The 17,349-nt window shown below is 74.0% G+C and carries 17 protein-coding genes; 9 read left to right on the top strand and 8 right to left on the bottom strand.

Going from position 1 to position 17,349, the window contains the following annotated elements; genetic code table 11:
- Positions 1–5: 5 nt before the first annotated feature.
- Positions 6–983, top strand: a complete 978-nt coding sequence (locus tag ACMCNK_RS03870) for a hypothetical protein (RefSeq protein WP_412734999.1) — start codon at positions 6–8, stop codon at positions 981–983.
- Positions 984–1,085: 102 nt separating this feature from the next.
- Here the strand turns inward: ACMCNK_RS03870 and ACMCNK_RS03865 are convergent, their stop codons facing one another.
- The gene (locus ACMCNK_RS03865) at positions 1,086–1,733 is read right to left on the bottom strand and encodes a response regulator (RefSeq protein ID WP_412734998.1); all 648 of its coding nucleotides are present in this window, start codon (positions 1,731–1,733) and stop codon (positions 1,086–1,088) included.
- 166 nt (positions 1,734–1,899) lie between these two features.
- On the opposite strand from ACMCNK_RS03865, the gene ACMCNK_RS03860 reads away from it, so the two are divergent.
- From ACMCNK_RS03860 to ACMCNK_RS03835, 6 genes are all read left to right on the top strand, one after another.
- Positions 1,900–2,748 (top strand): universal stress protein, encoded by an 849-nt coding sequence (locus tag ACMCNK_RS03860; RefSeq protein WP_412734997.1) that lies wholly within the window; start codon positions 1,900–1,902, stop codon positions 2,746–2,748.
- A 50-nt stretch (positions 2,749–2,798) separates the two neighbouring features.
- Entirely contained in the window at positions 2,799–4,526 is a 1,728-nt protein-coding gene (locus tag ACMCNK_RS03855; RefSeq protein ID WP_412734996.1) for a GAF domain-containing sensor histidine kinase, read from the top strand.
- Between the two features lie 84 nt (positions 4,527–4,610).
- Positions 4,611–5,606 carry an Acg family FMN-binding oxidoreductase gene (locus ACMCNK_RS03850; protein WP_412734995.1) on the top strand — a complete coding sequence of 332 codons (996 nt, stop codon included), beginning with the start codon at positions 4,611–4,613 and terminating at the stop codon, positions 5,604–5,606.
- A gap of 9 nt (positions 5,607–5,615) precedes the next feature.
- Positions 5,616–6,479 carry a universal stress protein gene (locus ACMCNK_RS03845; RefSeq protein WP_412734994.1) on the top strand — a complete coding sequence of 288 codons (864 nt, stop codon included), beginning with the start codon at positions 5,616–5,618 and terminating at the stop codon, positions 6,477–6,479.
- The gene (locus ACMCNK_RS03840) at positions 6,476–7,435 is read left to right on the top strand and encodes an Acg family FMN-binding oxidoreductase (RefSeq protein ID WP_412734993.1); all 960 of its coding nucleotides are present in this window, start codon (positions 6,476–6,478) and stop codon (positions 7,433–7,435) included. The genes ACMCNK_RS03845 and ACMCNK_RS03840 overlap by 4 nt, the downstream gene beginning before the upstream one ends.
- A gap of 40 nt (positions 7,436–7,475) precedes the next feature.
- Entirely contained in the window at positions 7,476–7,958 is a 483-nt protein-coding gene (locus ACMCNK_RS03835; RefSeq protein ID WP_412734992.1) for a universal stress protein, read from the top strand.
- A 27-nt stretch (positions 7,959–7,985) separates the two neighbouring features.
- Here ACMCNK_RS03835 and cydC read toward each other — a convergent pair whose 3' ends face one another.
- The 6 genes from cydC to ACMCNK_RS03805 all read right to left on the bottom strand — a co-directional run bounded on the left by cydC (position 7,986) and on the right by ACMCNK_RS03805 (position 14,923).
- Positions 7,986–9,659: a thiol reductant ABC exporter subunit CydC gene (gene cydC, locus ACMCNK_RS03830; protein ID WP_412734991.1), complete on the bottom strand. Its 1,674-nt coding sequence runs from the start codon at positions 9,657–9,659 to the stop codon at positions 7,986–7,988.
- Complete coding sequence (gene cydD, locus ACMCNK_RS03825) at positions 9,656–11,305, bottom strand: thiol reductant ABC exporter subunit CydD (protein WP_412734990.1); 1,650 nt, start codon at positions 11,303–11,305, stop codon at positions 9,656–9,658. Before cydD ends, cydC begins: the two co-directional genes overlap by 4 nt.
- On the bottom strand, positions 11,302–12,324 hold the full coding sequence (gene cydB, locus ACMCNK_RS03820) for a cytochrome d ubiquinol oxidase subunit II (RefSeq protein WP_412734989.1): 1,023 nt from the start codon (positions 12,322–12,324) through the stop codon (positions 11,302–11,304). The genes cydD and cydB overlap by 4 nt, the downstream gene beginning before the upstream one ends.
- Before the next feature lie 15 nt (positions 12,325–12,339).
- Positions 12,340–13,734 carry a cytochrome ubiquinol oxidase subunit I gene (locus ACMCNK_RS03815; protein ID WP_412734988.1) on the bottom strand — a complete coding sequence of 465 codons (1,395 nt, stop codon included), beginning with the start codon at positions 13,732–13,734 and terminating at the stop codon, positions 12,340–12,342.
- Positions 13,735–13,921: 187 nt separating this feature from the next.
- Entirely contained in the window at positions 13,922–14,377 is a 456-nt protein-coding gene (locus tag ACMCNK_RS03810; protein ID WP_412734987.1) for a hypothetical protein, read from the bottom strand.
- A gap of 270 nt (positions 14,378–14,647) precedes the next feature.
- Entirely contained in the window at positions 14,648–14,923 is a 276-nt protein-coding gene (locus ACMCNK_RS03805; RefSeq protein ID WP_412734986.1) for a DUF1876 domain-containing protein, read from the bottom strand.
- A gap of 300 nt (positions 14,924–15,223) precedes the next feature.
- On the opposite strand from ACMCNK_RS03805, the gene ACMCNK_RS03800 reads away from it, so the two are divergent.
- Positions 15,224–15,430 carry a DUF1918 domain-containing protein gene (locus ACMCNK_RS03800; protein ID WP_412734985.1) on the top strand — a complete coding sequence of 69 codons (207 nt, stop codon included), beginning with the start codon at positions 15,224–15,226 and terminating at the stop codon, positions 15,428–15,430.
- Positions 15,431–15,461: 31 nt separating this feature from the next.
- Positions 15,462–16,181 (top strand): universal stress protein, encoded by a 720-nt coding sequence (locus ACMCNK_RS03795; protein WP_412734984.1) that lies wholly within the window; start codon positions 15,462–15,464, stop codon positions 16,179–16,181.
- A gap of 8 nt (positions 16,182–16,189) precedes the next feature.
- On the opposite strand, the gene ACMCNK_RS03790 is transcribed toward ACMCNK_RS03795, so the two are convergent.
- Positions 16,190–17,251, bottom strand: a complete 1,062-nt coding sequence (locus tag ACMCNK_RS03790; RefSeq protein WP_412734983.1) for a glycosyltransferase family 4 protein — start codon at positions 17,249–17,251, stop codon at positions 16,190–16,192.
- Between the last annotated feature and the right edge of the window lie 98 nt (positions 17,252–17,349).

Raw genomic sequence — 17,349 nt, 5'->3', positions numbered from 1 at the left:
CAGTCATGGTTACTGAGGCGCACGTCGGCGGCAGCCGCCGACTCGTCCGTGCCGTCGTGGCGATAATCGCCGCGATGACCACGGTCACCGCGCTCGCCGTGGCACAACCCGCTCCGGCCCAGGCAGCGGCGGCGGCACCGACCGCGGCGTGGTCCGGCTGGGTGCCCGTGCCCGGTTCCGGCGCGACCAGCGACTCGCCCGCCACGACCAGCTACAACGACTCGCAGTACGTGTTCATCCGCGGCACGGACAACCGGATCTACACCCAGGCCGCCGACGGGGTCTTCTGGTACGGCTGGCGTGAGGTGCCCGGTGGTGGCCTCACCACGGCCGCCCCGGCGGTCACCGTGTTCGAATCCCAGCTCCACCTGTTCGTCCGCGGCACGGACAACCGGATCTACCTGAACCGGCTCAACGGCACCACCTGGGGCGGATGGTCCGAGGTGCCCGGCGGTGGCGCCACGCTCGGCGCGCCGAGCGCGACCGTCTACCAGAACACGCTGTTCCTGTCCGTCACGGGCACCGACGGCCGGATCTACCTCAACCGGTACGCCGGCGGGACGTGGAGCGGCTGGTACCAGCCGCCCGGTGGTGGCGTCTCGCCGTCCGGCCCCGGCTCCGCGGTCTACCAGAACACGCTGTACCTGTTCGCCCGCGGCAACAACTACCGCCTGTACGCCAACCGCCTGTACGGCACCACCTGGAGCGGCTGGTACGAGGTGCCCGGCGGCGGCGCCACGCCGTCCTCCCCGGCGGCGGTGACCTACCGCGGCTCGCTGGGTCTGTTCGTCCGCGGCACCGACAACGCGATCTACGTCAACGCGCTGACGAACACCACGTGGAGCGGCTGGTCGGCGCTGTCCGGCGCCAACGCGACCCCGTCGGCGCCCGGCGTCGGCGTCTTCCAGAACTCGCTGGACGTGTTCGCCCGCGGCAACAACAACCAGATCTACCTCAACCGGACCGGCCCGCCCGCGTCCTGACCCGTTCGCCCCGCGTGCCGCCACGGGCGGCACCCTGAAACCCCGCCCCGGGTCCGGCGACACACCGCCTGGCCCGGGGCGGCATCATGCCGTCACGGCGGGTCAGAGGCTGTGCGGGTGCTCCCCGAGCAGGCGGGTGGCGAGCACCGCGGCCTGGGTGCGGCGTTCCAGGCCCAGCTTGGCGAGCAGGCTGGAGACGTAGTTCTTCACCGTCTTCTCCGCCAGGAACATCCGGCCCGCGATCTCGCGGTTGGTCAGGCCCTCGGCCACGTACTCCAGGATCCGGCGTTCCTGCTCGGTGAGGTTGGCCAGCTCACGCGGCTGCTCCACCCCGTTGCGGATGCGTTCGAGCACCCGCTGGGTGACCGCCGGGTCGAGCAGCGACTGCCCCGCCGCGACCCGGCGCACCGCGTCCACCAGGTCGGTACCGCGGATCTGCTTGAGCACGTAACCCGAGGCACCCGCCATGATCGCGGCGAACAGCGCCTCGTCGTCCTCGTAGGACGTGAGGATGAGTCCCTTGATCGACGAGTCGATGGCCCGCACGTCGCGGCACACGTCGATGCCGTTGCCGTCGGGCAGGCGCGCGTCGAGGACTGCCACATCCGGATGCAGGGCGGGGATGCGGCGGGCGGCCTCCTGGGCCGAACCGGACTCGCCGACCACCTCGATGTCGCCGGCCGCGTGCAACAGGTCGGCCAGGCCGCGCCGGACGACCTCGTGGTCGTCGAGCAGGAAGACTCGGATCATTGCTCATTCCTACCCTGACCGTGTTCCGATGACCAAGGGACGAAGGTCCCGGCCGCGTCGCGCCGCGGCGGGCCGGACGGCCCACCGGGACGGGACCACGCGCCCTGACCGGCCGCCACCGGCCCGGACGACGATCGAGACGGAACGTGAGGGAAGGAGCCCGGCCATGCCCGAAAAGATGATCGTTGTCGGGTACGACGGCTCGCCGGACGCCCGTGCCGCCGCGCACTGGGCGCTCGACGAGGCCGCCCGCACCGGGGCACCGCTGCAGTTCTGCTGCGCGTACGAATGGCCGACGTGGTCGCCCGCCGCCGCGACCGTCCCGGCTCCCGCGCCCTGGCCCGACCCCGAGACCGAACGGGCCATCGCCGGCATGCTGGACCGCGCTGCCGCGGCGGCGCGGCTCAGCCACCCCGGCGTCCGCGTATCCACCTCGGTCTCCCACACCGGCGCGGTGATCAGCCTCACCGACCGTTCGGAGCACGCCCGGCTCGTCGTGCTGGGCAGCCGCGGGCACGGCGCGGTCGGCAGCCTGCTCGGCTCGGTCAGCGTCGCGGTCAGCGCCCACGCCCGCTGCCCCGTCGTGGTGGTACGCGGCGAGAGCGACCCGGCCGCACCCGTGGTGGTCGGCGTGGACGGCTCCGACTGCACCCCACCCGCCCTGGAGTTCGCGTTCGCGCAGGCCGCGGCGCGCGGCACCGGACTGCGCGCGGTCCACGCGTGCGGCCCGCCCCGCGACGGCGACCCGGCCGGCACGGCCCGGGAGAGCCACGACGTGGCCGCGCTGCTGGATGCGTGGCAGGACACCTACCCGTACGTCAAGGTCACCCGCGAGGAGGTCACCGGCGACCCCGGCCCGGCCCTGGCCGAGACCAGCGGCGCGGCGCAGCTCATCGTGCTCGGCACGCACGGCCACGGCGCCCTGCGCGGCCTGCTGCGCGGCTCGGTCAGCCAGCACCTGCTGCACCACTCACGGTGCCCGGTGGCGGTCGTCCATGACCTCGCACACGCCTGAGCGGCGCACCACCGGTGCACCGGAAACGGGTGGATCGTTAGCATCGGCTCATGGTCGGCGCTCCGGACATGGGTAAGCCCACGCACGAACCGCCCTCATTGGGCCTCACCCCTCTGTCGCGGGTCCGCCTCGACGAGCTGTTGCAGGAAACCCTCGACCGGGTCGGCGAGATCGTCGCCAGCCGGGAACGGCTGCGTGCCCTGCTCGACGCGGTCGTCGGCATCGGCACCGACCTTGACCTGCGGATGACCCTGCAGCGCATCGTGCAGGCCGCGTGCGCACTGGTCGGCGCCCGCTACGGCGCCCTGGGCGTGCTCGGCCCGGACCGGAGGGACCTGTCGGACTTCATCACCCACGGCATCGACGAGGCGACCCACGCCGCGATCGGGGACCTGCCCCACGGGCGTGGGGTGCTCGGCCTGCTCATCACGGATCCCCAACCGGTACGCATGCCGGACATCACCACCCACCCGCGGTCGTTCGGCTTCCCGCCGCACCACCCGCCGATGCACAGCTTCCTCGGCGTGCCGGTGCGCGCCCGCGACCAGATCTTCGGGAACCTGTACCTGGCCGAGAAGATCGGCGCGGACCAGTTCAGCGACGACGACGAGGAGATCGTCGTCGCGCTCGCCGCCGCCGCCAGCATCGCCATCGACAACGCCCGGCTGTTCGCGCTCGCGCAGCGCCGGGAACGCTGGCTCGCCGCCACCGCCGAAATCACGTCGGTGCTGCTCGGCACGGTACGCCGTACCGAGGCGCTGCGGCTGATCGCCCGCCGGGCCCGCGAGGTCGCCGACGCCGAGCTGGTGCTGGTGCTGCTGTACGACGAGGACAATGCCCGCTACACCATCGAGGTGGCCGACGGCGCCGACCCGTACCCGGTGGACCTGCTCGGCCGGCAGCTCGCGGTGGATGGCGACGCCCTCGACACGCTCGGTCACGAGAAGTATCGGGTCGTGGACAATCTGCGCGCGGCGGCCGACTGGCCCGGCCCCGTGCCCGACGGGCCCGCCATGGTGGCCCCGCTCGCCGGGTCGGACAGCGTCCGCGGTGTGCTGATCGTCGCCCAGCGCCCCGGCAGCGGGCCCGGCGACGGCGACGACGCGGCGCTGCTGTCCAGCTTCGCCGGACAGGCCGCCCTCGCCCTCGAACGAGCCCGTGCGCAGGACGAACGGGAACTGCTCGTGGTGCTGGAGGACCGCGAACGCATCGCCCGCGACCTGCACGACGTGGTGATCCAGCGGCTGTTCGCCACCGGCATGCACCTGCAGGGGGTGGCGCCGCACGCGCTGCGCCCCGACGCCGCGAAGCGGATCAACTCCGCCGTCGACGACCTGGACGCCACCATCCGCGACATCCGCCGCTCGATCTTCGAACTGCGCGCCCCCGCGGAGGCCACGCTGCGTACCGAGATGAGCGACGCGGTGAACGCCGCCGCGGACGCGCTGGGCTTCCGGCCGGTGCTGGACGTGTCCGGGCCGGTCGACAGCGCGGTGCCCGACGACGTCGTGCCCGAACTGCTGGCGGTGCTGCGCGAGGCGCTGTCGAACGTCGCCCGGCACGCCCAGGCCACCGCGGCGCGGGTGTCTGTCCGGGTCGTGGATGGCCAGCTGTCGCTGACCATTGAGGACGACGGCGTCGGCGCCGACCCGCTGCAGGCCCGCGGCGGGCTGCTGAACATGGGCGAGCGCGCCAACGACCTGGGTGGCACGTTCGAGGTGGGCCGTGGCAGCGCCGGCGGCACCGTGGTGACCTGGCGGGTACCGATCTCCGAATGACCGGATGACAGGGGTCTTTCGGCCCTGAACGGACACCGGGCGCAGCCGCGAGGGTGGTGGTAGACACCGCAGGAGGTTCCCACCATGACCGCTCCGTCCGAGCACGGCACGCGCGAGCGCGCCACCGAGGTCCTCGCCGACGCCGCGCGGGCGTCGTTGCACGCCCCGTCGGTGTTCAACACCCAACCGTGGCGCTGGCGCATCACCGGCGACACGATGGCGCTGTACGCGGACCCGGCGCGCAAGCTCGACGCCACCGACCCGGACGGCCGGCTGCTGTTGCTGAGCTGCGGCACCGCCCTGCACCACGCCCGCGTCGAGCTGGCCGCGGCCGGCTACCGGCCGCAGGTGCTCCATCAGCCCGACCCGCTCGACCCGCACCTGCTCGCCACGGTCACCCTCGGTGAGCCCGGCAACCCGGACCCTCGCGCCGAACGGCTGGCCGCCGCGATCCCCCGCCGCCGCACCGACCGGCGTGCGTACGGCGACCGCACCGTACCGGAGTCGGTGCTGGCGGGCCTGCGCAACGCGGTCGAGGCCGAGGGTGCGTACCTGCACGTCGTACGCCGCGACCAGATGCCGATGCTGGCCGCGTCCACCGGGCGTGCCGCCGACACGGAGGCGGAGGACCCGGCGTACCGGGCCGAGCTGGAGCACTGGACGCACCGGCCCGAAGGCAGCGGCGACGGCGTCCCCGCGTCGGCCGCGGTCCAGCCCTCCGCGCGCCGGGTGCCGGTCCGCGACTACGCGCCCGACGGCAACGCCGGGCTGGACCCGGGCGACGGATACGACCTGGGCGCCGCGTTCGTGGTGCTGTTCGGGCTCACCGACCGCCCGGCCGACGTGCTGCGCGGCGGGGAGGCGATGTCGGCGCTGCTGCTCGGCGCGACCGCCGAGGGCCTGGCCACCGCACCGCTGAGCGACATGATCGAGGTCGACTGGCCCCGGCACCTGCTGCGCGAACTGCTCGCCGGGGTCGGCGAGCCGTACGTGGTGGTGCGGCTCGGCTACCTGGACGCGGACCCGCTGCCGGCCACCCCCCGGCGCGCCGCCGCCGACGTGATCGAAATCGTGGAGTAGGTGAGAGGGATGGTCGCCACGGTGGCCGCCGGCGTCGGCGGCGCGGGCGGGTGGCAGACCCTGGCGTGGGCGGCCGAGCAGGCGATCACCCGGAGCGGCGCGCGGCTGGAGTTGCTGCGCGTGACCGAACCGGGTGCGCCACTGGCCGGGCTGGCCGGCGAGCCCGCGCCCGCGCTGCTGGAACTCACCGACCCCGCACTGTCGCGGGCGCTGTCGGCGACCCGTACCCAGCTCGGCGGGCACCGGGTGCGCCTTCGCATCCTCGTCGGCGACCCCGGCACCGCCCTGACCGGCGCGAGCGCGGGCGCGGACCTGCTGGTCATCGCGTCCGGCGGCAGCGGCCACACGATCCGGCGCATCGTGCACCACGCCCGCTGCCCGGTGATCGTGGTACGCCCGGTCAGCGCGGGGCGGGGGGCGCCGCTGGCCGGTCACGTGGTGGTCGGGGTGGACGGCAGCGACGCCGGCCGGGCCGCGCTGGAGTTCGCGTTCACGTACGCCGACGACCACCGGCTGCCCGTGGCCGCCGCACACGTGTCCGCCCGCATCTCCGACGACTACTACTCCGACGAGATCACCCGGCCCGCCCACGCCCGCGGCGAACCGGCCGCCCTGGAGTGGCTGGACGCCGAGATGCAGCCGTGGATGCTGAAGTACCCGCAGGCGCGGGTGCGCCAGGCCGTACTGAACGGCCGGGTCGCCGACGGCCTGCGCCGCGCCGGCCGCGGCGCCCACCTGCTGGTCGTGGGCGACAAGCATCGGGGCCTGCTGTCCCGCACCCGGACCGGCGACGTGCCCGCGACGGTCGCCCAGCGCGCCGGCTGCCCGGTCGCCGTGGTCCCGCTCGCACGACGTGAAGGGGAAAAGCTGTGACCGCCCGGTACTCAGAGGCCCACCTGCGGCAGGCCGCCGCCGCGGGGATCCGCGCGCCGTCGCTGCACAACAGCCAGCCCTGGCTGTTCCGGCTGCACGACGGCGGCATCGACGTGCTGGCCGACACGGACCGGCAGCTGGCCGTGGCCGACCGGGCCGGCTGGGCGCTGCGCATCGCCTGCGGGGCGGCGACGTTCAACGCCCGCCTCGCGCTGGCCGTCGCGGGCACCCCGGCCGAGGTGACGCTGCGCCCGGCCGACGCCGGCCCCGAGGTGATGGCGCGCCTGACCCCGGGCGAGTCGCGCCCGCCCACGTACCGCGAGCAGGACCTGTTCGCGGCGATCCCGCACCGCTTCAGCAATCGGCGCCCATTCTGGCCGAACCCGGTGCCGTCGGAGGTCCGGGCGATGCTCATCGAGGCGGCCCGGGCGGAGGCGGGCTGGCTCGACCTGCTGGTCGGCATGACCGCGCTCAGCGGTTTCGCGGAGATCGCGCAGAGCGCCGACCGGGTGCTCCGCCGCAACCCCCACTACCAGGCGGAGCTGTTCAGCTGGGCGCACTCCGACACCGCGCTCGACGGCGTACCGGTGACCGCGGGGGCGCCCGCGCCGGAGCCGCAGGACCTGCTGCCGACGCGGTCGTTCGCGGAGCACCGGCGCGCACCCGGCCGCGACTACGAACCCGAGCCGCTGGTGGCGATCCTCGGCACCGCGGGCGACCGCGCCGCCGACCAGTTGCAGGCCGGCCAGGCCCTGCAGCGGGTGCTGCTGACCGCCACGGACGCCGGCCTGGCCAGCTCCATGATCTCCCAGCCGATCGAGGTGCCCGCCGCCCGCGAACAGCTACGGCGTTCTCTGGGCCGTTTCGGGACGCCGCAGATGGCTCTGCGCATCGGGTACGGCCAGCCCGGCCAGCCGACGCTGCGCCGGGACGTGGCGGAGGTGATCGTCGACTGAGCGCCGGGCCACGCCCGGGCGCAGGAAGGACGTGGGAACGATGACCGACAACTACCTGATCGTCGTAGGGGTGGACGGCTCGTTGGGCAGTCGGCGCGCCCTGGAGTGGGCGGCACACGAGGCCGCGGCCCGCGGCGGCGCGGTGCAGGCCGTCACCGCCTGGTCCTGGGACGGCATCGAGTACGGCCCGCTGACCGCGACCCGCCCCGAGGAGGAGGCGCAGCAGGCGGCCGAGCTGCTCGACCGGGAGGTGAAGGCGTTGGCCGCACGCCACGGCACGGCCCAGCCGGTCGCCGCCGAGGTCATCGAGGGCCGCGCCGCCGACGTGCTGACCGCCGCCGCCACCGTCGCGGACCTGCTGGTGCTGGGCAGCCACGGCCACAGCCGGGTACGCCACACCGTGCTCGGCTCGGTGAGCGAGGAGTGCATCCGCAAGGCGAGATGCCCGGTGGTGGTGATCCCGGTGCCGGTCGAACAGCCCGCCCAGAGCCGGGAGCCCGCGCTGCGCGGCAGCACCACCTGAGGTCCGGAGCACCTGAGGTCCGGGCGGTCATCGCACGGCGGCCGCCCGGGTGAGCGGAGCCGGCGTGCCGCCCAGCTCGACCACCTCGTCCACTGCGGACAGTTCGTCGGTGCGGTGGGTGATGAGCAGCACCGCGCGGTCGCCCGCGGCGGCGAGCAGGTCGCGGGTCAGGGCGGCCGCGGTCGCCTCGTCGAGGTGTTCGGTCGGCTCGTCCAGGATGAGGATGCGGAAGTCGGCGAGCAGCGCCCGGGCCAGCGCGAGCCGGCGCCGCTGGCCGCCGGACATCGCCACGCCGTGCTCCCCCACCGCGGTGTCCAGGCCGAGCGGCAGCGTGTCCACCCAGTCCTGCAGGCGGGCCGCGGCGAGGGCGGCGCGCAGCTGCGCGGCGGTGGCGTCGCGCCGGGCGATGCGCAGGTTCTCCTCGATCGTGGTGTCGAACAGGTACGCGTCCTCCGGCAGGTAGCCGACGATGCGGCGGACCCGGTCGGCGGGTATGCGGCGCAGGTCGACGCCGTCGAGGGTGATCCGCCCGGCGCACGGGTCCAGCCAGCGGACCAGCAGCGCCGCGATGGTGCTCTTGCCGCTGCCACTCGGTCCGACCAGGGCGATCCGCCGTCCCGGTGCCAGTTCCAGGTCGACGTCGTGCACCACGGGACGGCCGGGGATCCACGCGGCGCCGACCCCGGACAGCCGCAGCGTGTGCGGGCCTTCGGGCACCTCGGCGGGATGGTCCGGCTCGGTCACCGGGTCGGGGGCGGCGCACACGTCGGCGAGTCGGCGCAGTGCGCTGCGCGCTCCCGCGTACCGCTGGGCGGCGGCGGGCAGCCCGGCCGCGGCCTCGAACACCGCCAGCGGGGTCAGCACGACGACCGCGAGGAGCTCGCCGGACAGGGTGCCCGTACGGACGGCCACCGCGCCCGCCGCGAGCCCGGCGAGCACGCACAGGCCGGTCGCCAGCGCACTCACGGCGGCGGAGATTCCGGAGGCGGTGCTGGAACGGCGTTCGGCGGCGCGCAGCCGAGCGTCGGTCCCGGCGAGCCGGTCCAGGTGCGCGTCGACGGCACCGTACGCCAGCAGGTCGGGCAGGCCGTGCAGCAGGTCGACGACGTTCGTGGCGAGTTCGCCGCGCAGCGGGGCGAGCCGCCCGTCGGCGCGGCGGGCCGTCGCCGCCTGCAGCACCGGCACCAGCAGGCCGACCGTGAGCAGTCCCGCGGTCAGCGCCACGCCCGCGGGCGGGCACAGGCTGCCGACCAGCAGCACCGACCCGGCGCCGACCACGGCGGTCACCGCGTACGGCAGCACCACCCGGGTCAGCATGTCCAGCACCGCATCGACGTCGCCGACCATCCGCTGCACCAGGTCGGCGCGGCGGTACGCGGCCAGCCCGGCCGGGGCGAGGCGTTCCAGCCGGGTGTAGAGCCGGACCCGCAACGCGCCGAGCACCCGCAGGGCGGCGTCGTGGCCGACCAGGCGTTCCGCGTAGCGCAGCACGCCGCGGCTGATGCCGAACGCGCGCACCGCGACGATCGCCACCATCAGGTGCAGCACCGGAGGGTGCAGCGCGGCACGGGAGATGAGCCACGCGGCGGTCGCCATGAGCCCGACACCGGCCCCGGCGGCGGCGACCCCGGCGAGCACCGCCACGAGCAGCCGGCCCGCGGCCGGACGAGCGGACGCCAGCAGCAGGCGCCGCCAGCTCATCGGGCACCCGCCAGGGCGGGTGCGAGCGGCACGACCCGGTCAGCCAGGGCGATGAGCTCGGGACGGTGCGCGGCCACCACGACGGTACGGCCGCGGGCGAGCCGCCGGATCGCGGCCGTCACGGTGCCGGCGGTGGCGGCGTCGAGGTTGGCGGTGGGCTCGTCCAGCAGCACGATCGGCGCGTCCCGCAGGAACGCCCGGGCCAGGGCGAGGCGCTGGCGTTGCCCGGCCGAGAACCCGGCGCCGTCGTCGCCCAGCCTCGTGCCGAGCCCGTCCGGCAGGGCGGCGATGACGTCCGCGAGCCCGGCCTGGTCCAGCGCGCGCCAGATCTGGGCGTCCGTGGCGGATGCCGTAAGGGTGACGTTGTCGCGGACCGTGGCCGCGAACAGGCGCGGGCGTTGCGGCACCCAGGCGACCTGGCGGCGCCATCCGTCCGGGTCCAGTTCGGACAGCGGGATCTCGCCGACGGTGACCCGGCCCCGGGTGGGCGTGACGAACCCGAGCAGCGCGGACAGCGCGGTGGACTTGCCGCAGCCGCTGGGGCCGGTCAGTGCGACGATCTCCCCGGGCGCGATCCGGGCGTTCAGCCGCAGCGCGGCCTGCTCGCGCCCGGGCCAGGCCACCTCGACGTCGTCGAACACCAGCGCCGCCGTGGCCGCGTCCGGGACCGCCCGGGTGCCCGGCGGGGGCACCGCCGTCTCCAGCACGGCGAAGACGTCCTCGGCCGCGGCCAGCCCTTCCGCGCTGGCGTGGTAGTTCGCCCCCACTGCGCGCAGCGGCAGATACGCCTCGGGGGCGAGGATCAGCACGAGCAGCGCGGTGGACAGGTCGAGGTGCCCGGAGACCAGCCGAAGGCCGACGCCGACCGCCACCAGCGCGACCGACAGCGTGGCGAGCAGCTCCAGCACCAGCGAGGACAGGAACGCGGTGCGCAGCGTACGCATGGTGTGGCGGCGTTGCTCGTCGCTGATCCGCCGGATCGTCGCCGCCTGGGCCTTGGCCCGGCCGAACAGTTGCAGCGTGGGCAGCCCGGCGACCACGTCGAGGACATGCTGCGACAGGCGGGTGAGCAGCCGGAACTGGCGCCGGTTCGCGGTCTCGGTGTGCCAGCCGACCAGCACCATGAACACCGGGATCAGCGGCAGGGTCAGCGCGATCGTGGCGGCCGCGATGAGGTCGGCGTTCAGCAGCCGGGCCAGCACGATCGCCGGGACGAGCGCGGCCAGCACGAGTTGCGGCAGGTAACGGGCGAAGTACGCGTCGAGCGCGTCGAGGCCGCGGGTGGCCAGGGTGGTGTGGCCGCCGGTGCCGTGCGGGGCGGCGCCGCCCGGGCCGAGCCGGGTGAGGTGGGCGAGCATGCGGCGGCGCAGCTCGCTCTTCACACCGGCCGCGGCGCGGGTGGCGGCGGCCTCCTGCGCCCAGCACAGCGCGGCGCGGGCCGCGACGACCGCGGCCAGCCATCCCAGCGTTGCGGTCAGGTCGGCCAGGCCGGCGCCGCCGAGGAAGACCGCGGTGATGCCGTCGGCGAGCAGGGTCGCCTGCGCCACCACGAGTACGGCCAGCGCCGCCCCGATCGCGGCCGTGACCGCCAGGTACGCGCGGGTGGTGCGGGCGTGCCGCAGCAGCCGCGGGTCCAGTGGTTTCACGCGGGTTCCCGGGCGGGCGCCGCGGCGGGCGGGATGTGCTCGACCGTGAGCCGTTTGCGGAACACCCAGTACGTCCAGCCCTGGTAGGCCAGCACGATCGGGGTGAACACCAGCGCCACCCAGGTCATCACCCGCAGCGTGTACGGCGTCGATGAGGCGTTGTGCACCGTGAGGCTGTTCGCGGGGTTGATCGTGGACGGCATCACGTCCGGGAACAGCGTCACGAACAGCGCGAACGTCGCCAGCACCAGCGTCGCGCCGGTGGCCAGGAACGCCCAGCCCTCCCGGCGCTGCCGGGCCGCGACCAGGGCGCCGACCAGTGCGAGCGCGGCGAGCCCGGAGAGTACCCAGCCGCCCGTGTCGTGGTGCGCGAGCGCGGTCCACAGCAGGAAGCCGCCGGCGACCACGACGGCCGGGACGGCGACCCGGACGGCCAGTGCCCCGGCCCGGTGCCGGATCTCACCGTCGGTCTTGAGGGCCAGGAACACCGCGCCGTGCAGGGTGAACAGGACCAGCGTGGTCAGCCCGCCCAGCAGCGCGTACGGGTTGAGCAGGTCGAAGAAGCCGCCCACGTACTCGTGGTCGGCGTCCAGGCGCACCCCGCGCACGATGTTGCCGAACGCCACCCCCCACAGCAGGGCGGGCACCGCGCTGCCGACGATGATGCACAGGTCCCAGCGGCGCCGCCATTTCTCGTCGTCGACCTTGCCGCGGTACTCGAACGCCACCCCGCGCACGATCAGCGCGACCAGGATGATGAGCAGGGGCAGGTAGAAGCCGGAGAACAGGGTGGCGTACCACTCCGGGAACGCGGCGAACGTGGCGCCGCCCGCGACGAGCAGCCACACCTCGTTGCCGTCCCACACCGGGCCGATGGTGTTGATGAGCAGGCGGCGTTCCCGGTCGTTGCGGGCCAGCACGGGCAACAGGATGCCGACGCCGAAGTCGAAGCCCTCCAGCAGGAAGTAGCCCGCCCACAGGATGGCGATCAGCGCGAACCAGACGGTCGTGAGTTCCATGGGTACGCAGCTCCCTCAGTACGCGAAGGCGAGCGGGCGGTCGGCATCGGAGCCGGCGTCCTCGGGCGGCACGTCCGGGGCTCCCGCGCGGGCGTAGCGCAGCAGCAGCCCGACCTCCACGACCGCGAGTACGCCGTACAGCAGGGTGAGCACGCTCAGGGACGTGACCACCGAGGCGGCGCCGACCGACGGGGAGACGCTCTGCGCGGTCTTGAACACCCCGAAGACGGTCCACGGCTGGCGGCCCATCTCCGTGAAGATCCAGCCGAACGAGTTGGCCAGCAGCGGCATCGCGAACGTCCACAGGGCGGCGATCCACAACAGGCGGCTCGTGGGCGTACGGTCGCCGCGGGTGAGCCACAGCGCCAGTGCGGCGACGAGCATGGCCAGCACCCCGAAGCCGATCATGAGGCGGAACGACCAGTAGGTGACCGGGATGGACGGTGTGTAGTCGCCCGGGCCGTACGTCTGCTCGTACTCGTGTTGCAGGTTGTTGATGCCCTCGACCTGGCCGTTCGGGTCGCCGGTGGCCATGAACGACAGCAGGTGCGGGATCCGGATGCTGGCGATCTCCTCGCTGCCGTCGAGCGAGCCGATGGTGAAGATGGAGAAGCTGGCGGGCTGCGACGTGTTGTACAGAGCCTCGGCCGCGGCCATCTTCATCGGCTGCTGCTCGGTCATGATGCGCGCCTGCAGGTCGCCGGTGACCACGACGCCGAGCCCCGCGACGAGCACCACCCACGCACCGAGGCGCAGGCTGGGGCGGAACACCTCGGGCTGGTTGCGCCGCCGTACGTGCCAGGCGCTGATCGCCAGCATGAAGGCGCCCGCGGTGACCAGGGCCGCCGTGATGGTGTGCGGGAACGTCACCAGGGTGGTGGAGTTGGTGAGCACCGCGCCGATGCTGTGCAGTTCGGCCCGGCCGCTGGCGTGGTTGACCTCGAAGCCCACCGGGTGCTGCATCCACGAGTTGGCGGCCAGGATGAAGTACGCGCTGAGCCAGGTGCCGATCGCGGCGAGCCAGATGCAGGCAAGGTGGGCCTTCTTCGGCAACCGGTCCCATCCGAAGATCCACAGACCGAGGAACGTGGACTCCAGGAAGAACGCGAGCAGGCCCTCGATGGCCAGCGGCGCACCGAAGATGTCCCCGACGAACCGGGAGTAGTCACTCCAGTTCATACCGAACTGGAATTCCTGCACGATCCCGGTGACCACCCCCATCGCGAAGTTGATCAGGAACAACTTGCCCCAGAACTTCGTGGCCCGCAGGTACTCCGTGCGCCCGGTCCGCACCCATGCCGTTTGCAGGCCGGCGACCAGCATCGACAGCCCGATGGTGATGGGTACGAACAGGAAGTGGTAGACCGTGATGACGCCGAACTGCCAGCGGGCGATGTCAAGCGCGTCCATGCGGCGGATCCTCCCAGTGCGGTTGGCACTGAGTCTGGCGATCTCCGTTATGGCACCCGGAGGGCTGAAGGTCCCTCGATGTCTGGCAGAAGTCCCGCAAGGGAGACGGCGCGTTGCGCCACGACGGGATGGTCACGGCGACGCATACCGGCCCGGCTGGCCGCGGGTTGCGCGGCCGCCGGGGCCGTCAGAGGTTGCCGAGCTGGGCGCAGTTCGGCGCGTGCGCCGCGTTCGCCTCGCGGGTGATCACCCGGCCGGCGTCGGCGCTCTGGCTCTGCAGCTTTATCGCCTGGTCGGCGTCGCCGCGCTGGGTGACCTCGCCGATCTTCCCGGCGATCAGACCGTAGTCGTTGAGCGCCTTGACCAGGTTGTCGAGCTTCTTGTCGTCCAGCGCGGACAGCTCCGTGGCCGCCTGGATGGCGGCCTCCTTGGCGAGTTGCTGCGAGACGACCGGGTCGTCGGTGAGCTTCTGGTTGTAGTAGCTGTCCAGCGCCGTACGGCACAGGGCATCCGGCCCCGGGCGCGTGGCGGCGGGCTCGGCACCGGCAGCGCCGGCCGGGGCCGGCTCGTTGGGCGACGCACAGCCGGTGGCGACGGCCGCGACCAGGCACAGGACGGCAACGAAGGATTTATTGTGGATCATGGGGGGAGGCACCTCCGCGGCACTGCGGGTTCGTGGCCGCCTACGCTAGACCAGATTTCCTCGCCGTGGTGCAACGGAGGTCAACAATGTGTCGCCGAACCTCCACGAAGCGCACATATCTGACGCCCTCCGCCGCCGAACCGTTACGAAGATCGACCGATCCGACCACGGAATGAGACCGGGCGGGGGCCGAGGCCACCGCAAACGATGCTGTCGGGTAAGCCGCGGGGCGGGTCGCCCACGCCGGACGGCCCACCCCGGACACGGGCTTCAGCCGACCAGATGCACCGGCCGGTGGGTGAACTGCTCGATGTCACCGGCGGCGGCGTCCAGCAACCGATGGCCCAGGTCGGACAGCGCGCGGGCCACGGCCAGCTCGTCGCCGATCTCCGGCACTTCGTGATCGGACGGCCGGCGCCGCGCCAGGCCCTCCCCCCGCAGCAGCGGCCGGACGCCACTGTGCAGCCGGGCCTCGGCGTGGGTACGCCGCTCGTCGGCGTGCTCGCTGATCAGGATCTCGACGTTCCAGGTGCGGGTCTGCGTCATGGCGGGCTCCTCTCGCCGCGATACCCACCCCGGCATGCCCTCGCTGCGCTCGGAGCACTCGGTCATGCCGTGGGCTCCCGTCTCGGCCCGTTCACGGGCCAGGCCCAGTGTCGTCCCGGCACGGTGCCCGCCGGGACGGCCGAAGGTCACGGCGACCCGCGCCGAACGGCCCGCGCACGCCCCCACCGCACCCGCGGCCGGGCCGGGTGAAGCCGGGACCAATGGCCCTGCCCGCCCGCCCGGCCCCGGGCCATGCTGGCCGTGACGTCCACCGGCCCGGACACTTCGCAGGAGGCACAGATGAATGCGCAGGTCGGCGACCAGATCGTGCTGGAGGGGACCCACCTGGGGGATGGCCGCCGGGTCGGCGAGATCATCGCCGTGGGTCACCCGGACGGCAGCCCGCCGTACGAGGTGCGCTGGCAGGACAGCGGCCGCACGACGCTGATCTTCCCCGGTCCGGAGGCGCACATCACGCCCGCCCGGGTCGGCGCGGCGCGGCGCTGACGCGTACTCCGCCGCACCGGGAGGTCCTCCCATGAAGGCCGCGGTCACGACCATCCGTGCGCCGCACGATGCGGGGCCCAATGCGACCGCGGCGCTCGTCCTCGCCGAGTTGCGCCACCGCTTCACCGACGTGCCGGTGTCGTATGTCGAGGTCCCCGCGGACGCGGACCCGTCCGGACCCGGCGCCTGGGAGGACGCGGCACCCGGGACGTTCCACGTGGTGGGCGCGCACCTGCACGGCGCGGGCGACCACTCCCGATGCCCCGTGCTGGTGCACGGGCCGGGACCGGCACCGGCCGGGCGGGCGGTCGTTGCGGCGGTCGACGACGACAGCTGCCCCGGCAGCGTGGTGGCCTACGCCGCGGCCGAGGCCCGGCGTCGCGGGTCGGCGCTGCGCGCGGTGTACGCGTGGGCCGAGGCCGGCGCCGCGGTGACCGGCGGTTACCGGCTCAGCCGGCACGACCGCATGTCGGACGCGGACCGGCTACTCACCTCGATCCTGTACGACCACCTGCCCGCGGACGCGGCCGACCTGGTGGAGCGGCAGATCGTGCACGACCCCGACCCGGCACACGCCCTGCTCACGCTGAGCCAGGACACGTCGCTGCTGGTGGTGGCGTCCGGCAGCCACTGCGCCGGTACGGGTGAGGCGCTGGGCCACATCCCGCGTGCGCTGCTCGGGCGTACCGCGTGCCCGCTGGCGGTGCTGCCCACGGGAGGGCCCGCGGCGCCGTACCCGGACGTCGGCTGACGCCGGCCTCAGGCCGGGACCGGGTGCACCCGCGGCGGCGCGACTCCCCGGGCGCCCGCGATGACCTCGGCGTACAGGCGTTCGTGGTCGCGGGCCATGCGCTCGCGGGAGAAATGGCGCTCGGCGGCCTCGCGGCAGGCCTGCCGGTCGATGCCGGCCAGGCGGGCGACCGCGGCGGTCATCTCCTGGTCGCTGTGGCACACGAAGCCGGTCCGGCCGTGCTCGACGATCTCGGGTGCTGCCCCGCACGCCGTGGTGATCACCGGAGTGCCGCACGCCAATGCCTCCGCCATGACCAGCCCGAACGGCTCCGCCCAGGAGATCGGGTTGAGCAGGGCGCGCGCCCCGCCCAGCAGTTCGAGGCAGCGCTGCGAGCTCTGCTCGGCGGGCTCGGGCGCGCCGGGTTCGAGCAGCGGCCGGACCTCACGCTCGTAGTACTCCCGCTCCGGGGCCTCCCAGATCTTGGTGACGATCCGCAGCGGCACCCCGGCGTCGCGGGCGATCCGGACCGCCCGGTGCACCCCCTTGTCGGGGCACATGCGGCCCAGGAACAGCAGGTACCCGCCCGTACCGGCGCCGGTCTGGTAGCGGTCGAGGTCGATGCCGTGGTGGATGACGGCCGCGATCCGTACGCCCGCGGCCTGCCGGGCCTGCGCGCGGGAGATCGCCACGACCCGGGCGGCGCGGGCGATCTCCGCGAATATCCGCCGCGACTCGGCACTGAACGGGCCGTGGCTGGTCACGACGACCGGCGGCAGGTCGGCGGTGTGCCGCCCGGCCAGCAGCGGGCCGAGCACGGTGTGGTCGTGGATGACGTCCATCCGGGCCAGTTCGCGGTACGCGGCCAGCACGTGCGCCGCCTCCGCCACGGCGTCACCGATGGGCTGCACGGCGTACGGGTGGAGGAACGCACGCGGCACCGGGCAGGTGGACTCGCCCACCGTGAACAGCCGTACGTCGTGGCCGCGCTCGCTCAGGCCGCGCGCGAGGTTGTCCACGACCGCCTCGGTGCCGCCGTAGCCGACCGGCGGCACCGGGACCCAGGGCGGGGCGATCAGTCCGATCCTCATCGCAGCCTCCTCGTCACGTCGGCCGGGCCGTCGGCCCCGGCAGCAGACGCGTACCCGGGGCGGCCCACCGCCATGCGGGCCGAGCCGGACATGAACTG

The organism is Krasilnikovia sp. MM14-A1259, from assembly GCF_047159535.1.
In the GTDB taxonomy this organism is placed as follows: domain Bacteria; phylum Actinomycetota; class Actinomycetes; order Mycobacteriales; family Micromonosporaceae; genus Actinoplanes.
The sequence above is the reverse complement of the archived record's forward strand: the minus strand, read 5'-3'. Positions and strand labels throughout refer to the sequence as shown.

Bases quoted from the DNA above. Each gene is read 5' to 3' on its own strand.
- ACMCNK_RS03870 (WP_412734999.1), top strand. From the start codon at position 6: ATGGTTACTGAGGCGCACGTCGGCGGCAGCCGCCGACTCGTCCGTGCC.
- ACMCNK_RS03865 (WP_412734998.1), bottom strand. From the start codon at position 1,733: ATGATCCGAGTCTTCCTGCTCGACGACCACGAGGTCGTCCGGCGCGGC.
- ACMCNK_RS03860 (WP_412734997.1), top strand. From the start codon at position 1,900: ATGCCCGAAAAGATGATCGTTGTCGGGTACGACGGCTCGCCGGACGCC.
- ACMCNK_RS03855 (WP_412734996.1), top strand. From the start codon at position 2,799: ATGGTCGGCGCTCCGGACATGGGTAAGCCCACGCACGAACCGCCCTCA.
- ACMCNK_RS03850 (WP_412734995.1), top strand. From the start codon at position 4,611: ATGACCGCTCCGTCCGAGCACGGCACGCGCGAGCGCGCCACCGAGGTC.
- ACMCNK_RS03845 (WP_412734994.1), top strand. From the start codon at position 5,616: ATGGTCGCCACGGTGGCCGCCGGCGTCGGCGGCGCGGGCGGGTGGCAG.
- ACMCNK_RS03835 (WP_412734992.1), top strand. From the start codon at position 7,476: ATGACCGACAACTACCTGATCGTCGTAGGGGTGGACGGCTCGTTGGGC.
- cydC (WP_412734991.1), bottom strand. From the start codon at position 9,659: ATGAGCTGGCGGCGCCTGCTGCTGGCGTCCGCTCGTCCGGCCGCGGGC.
- cydB (WP_412734989.1), bottom strand. From the start codon at position 12,324: ATGGAACTCACGACCGTCTGGTTCGCGCTGATCGCCATCCTGTGGGCG.
- ACMCNK_RS03815 (WP_412734988.1), bottom strand. From the start codon at position 13,734: ATGGACGCGCTTGACATCGCCCGCTGGCAGTTCGGCGTCATCACGGTC.
- ACMCNK_RS03810 (WP_412734987.1), bottom strand. From the start codon at position 14,377: ATGATCCACAATAAATCCTTCGTTGCCGTCCTGTGCCTGGTCGCGGCC.
- ACMCNK_RS03805 (WP_412734986.1), bottom strand. From the start codon at position 14,923: ATGACGCAGACCCGCACCTGGAACGTCGAGATCCTGATCAGCGAGCAC.
- ACMCNK_RS03800 (WP_412734985.1), top strand. From the start codon at position 15,224: ATGAATGCGCAGGTCGGCGACCAGATCGTGCTGGAGGGGACCCACCTG.
- ACMCNK_RS03795 (WP_412734984.1), top strand. From the start codon at position 15,462: ATGAAGGCCGCGGTCACGACCATCCGTGCGCCGCACGATGCGGGGCCC.
- ACMCNK_RS03790 (WP_412734983.1), bottom strand. From the start codon at position 17,251: ATGAGGATCGGACTGATCGCCCCGCCCTGGGTCCCGGTGCCGCCGGTC.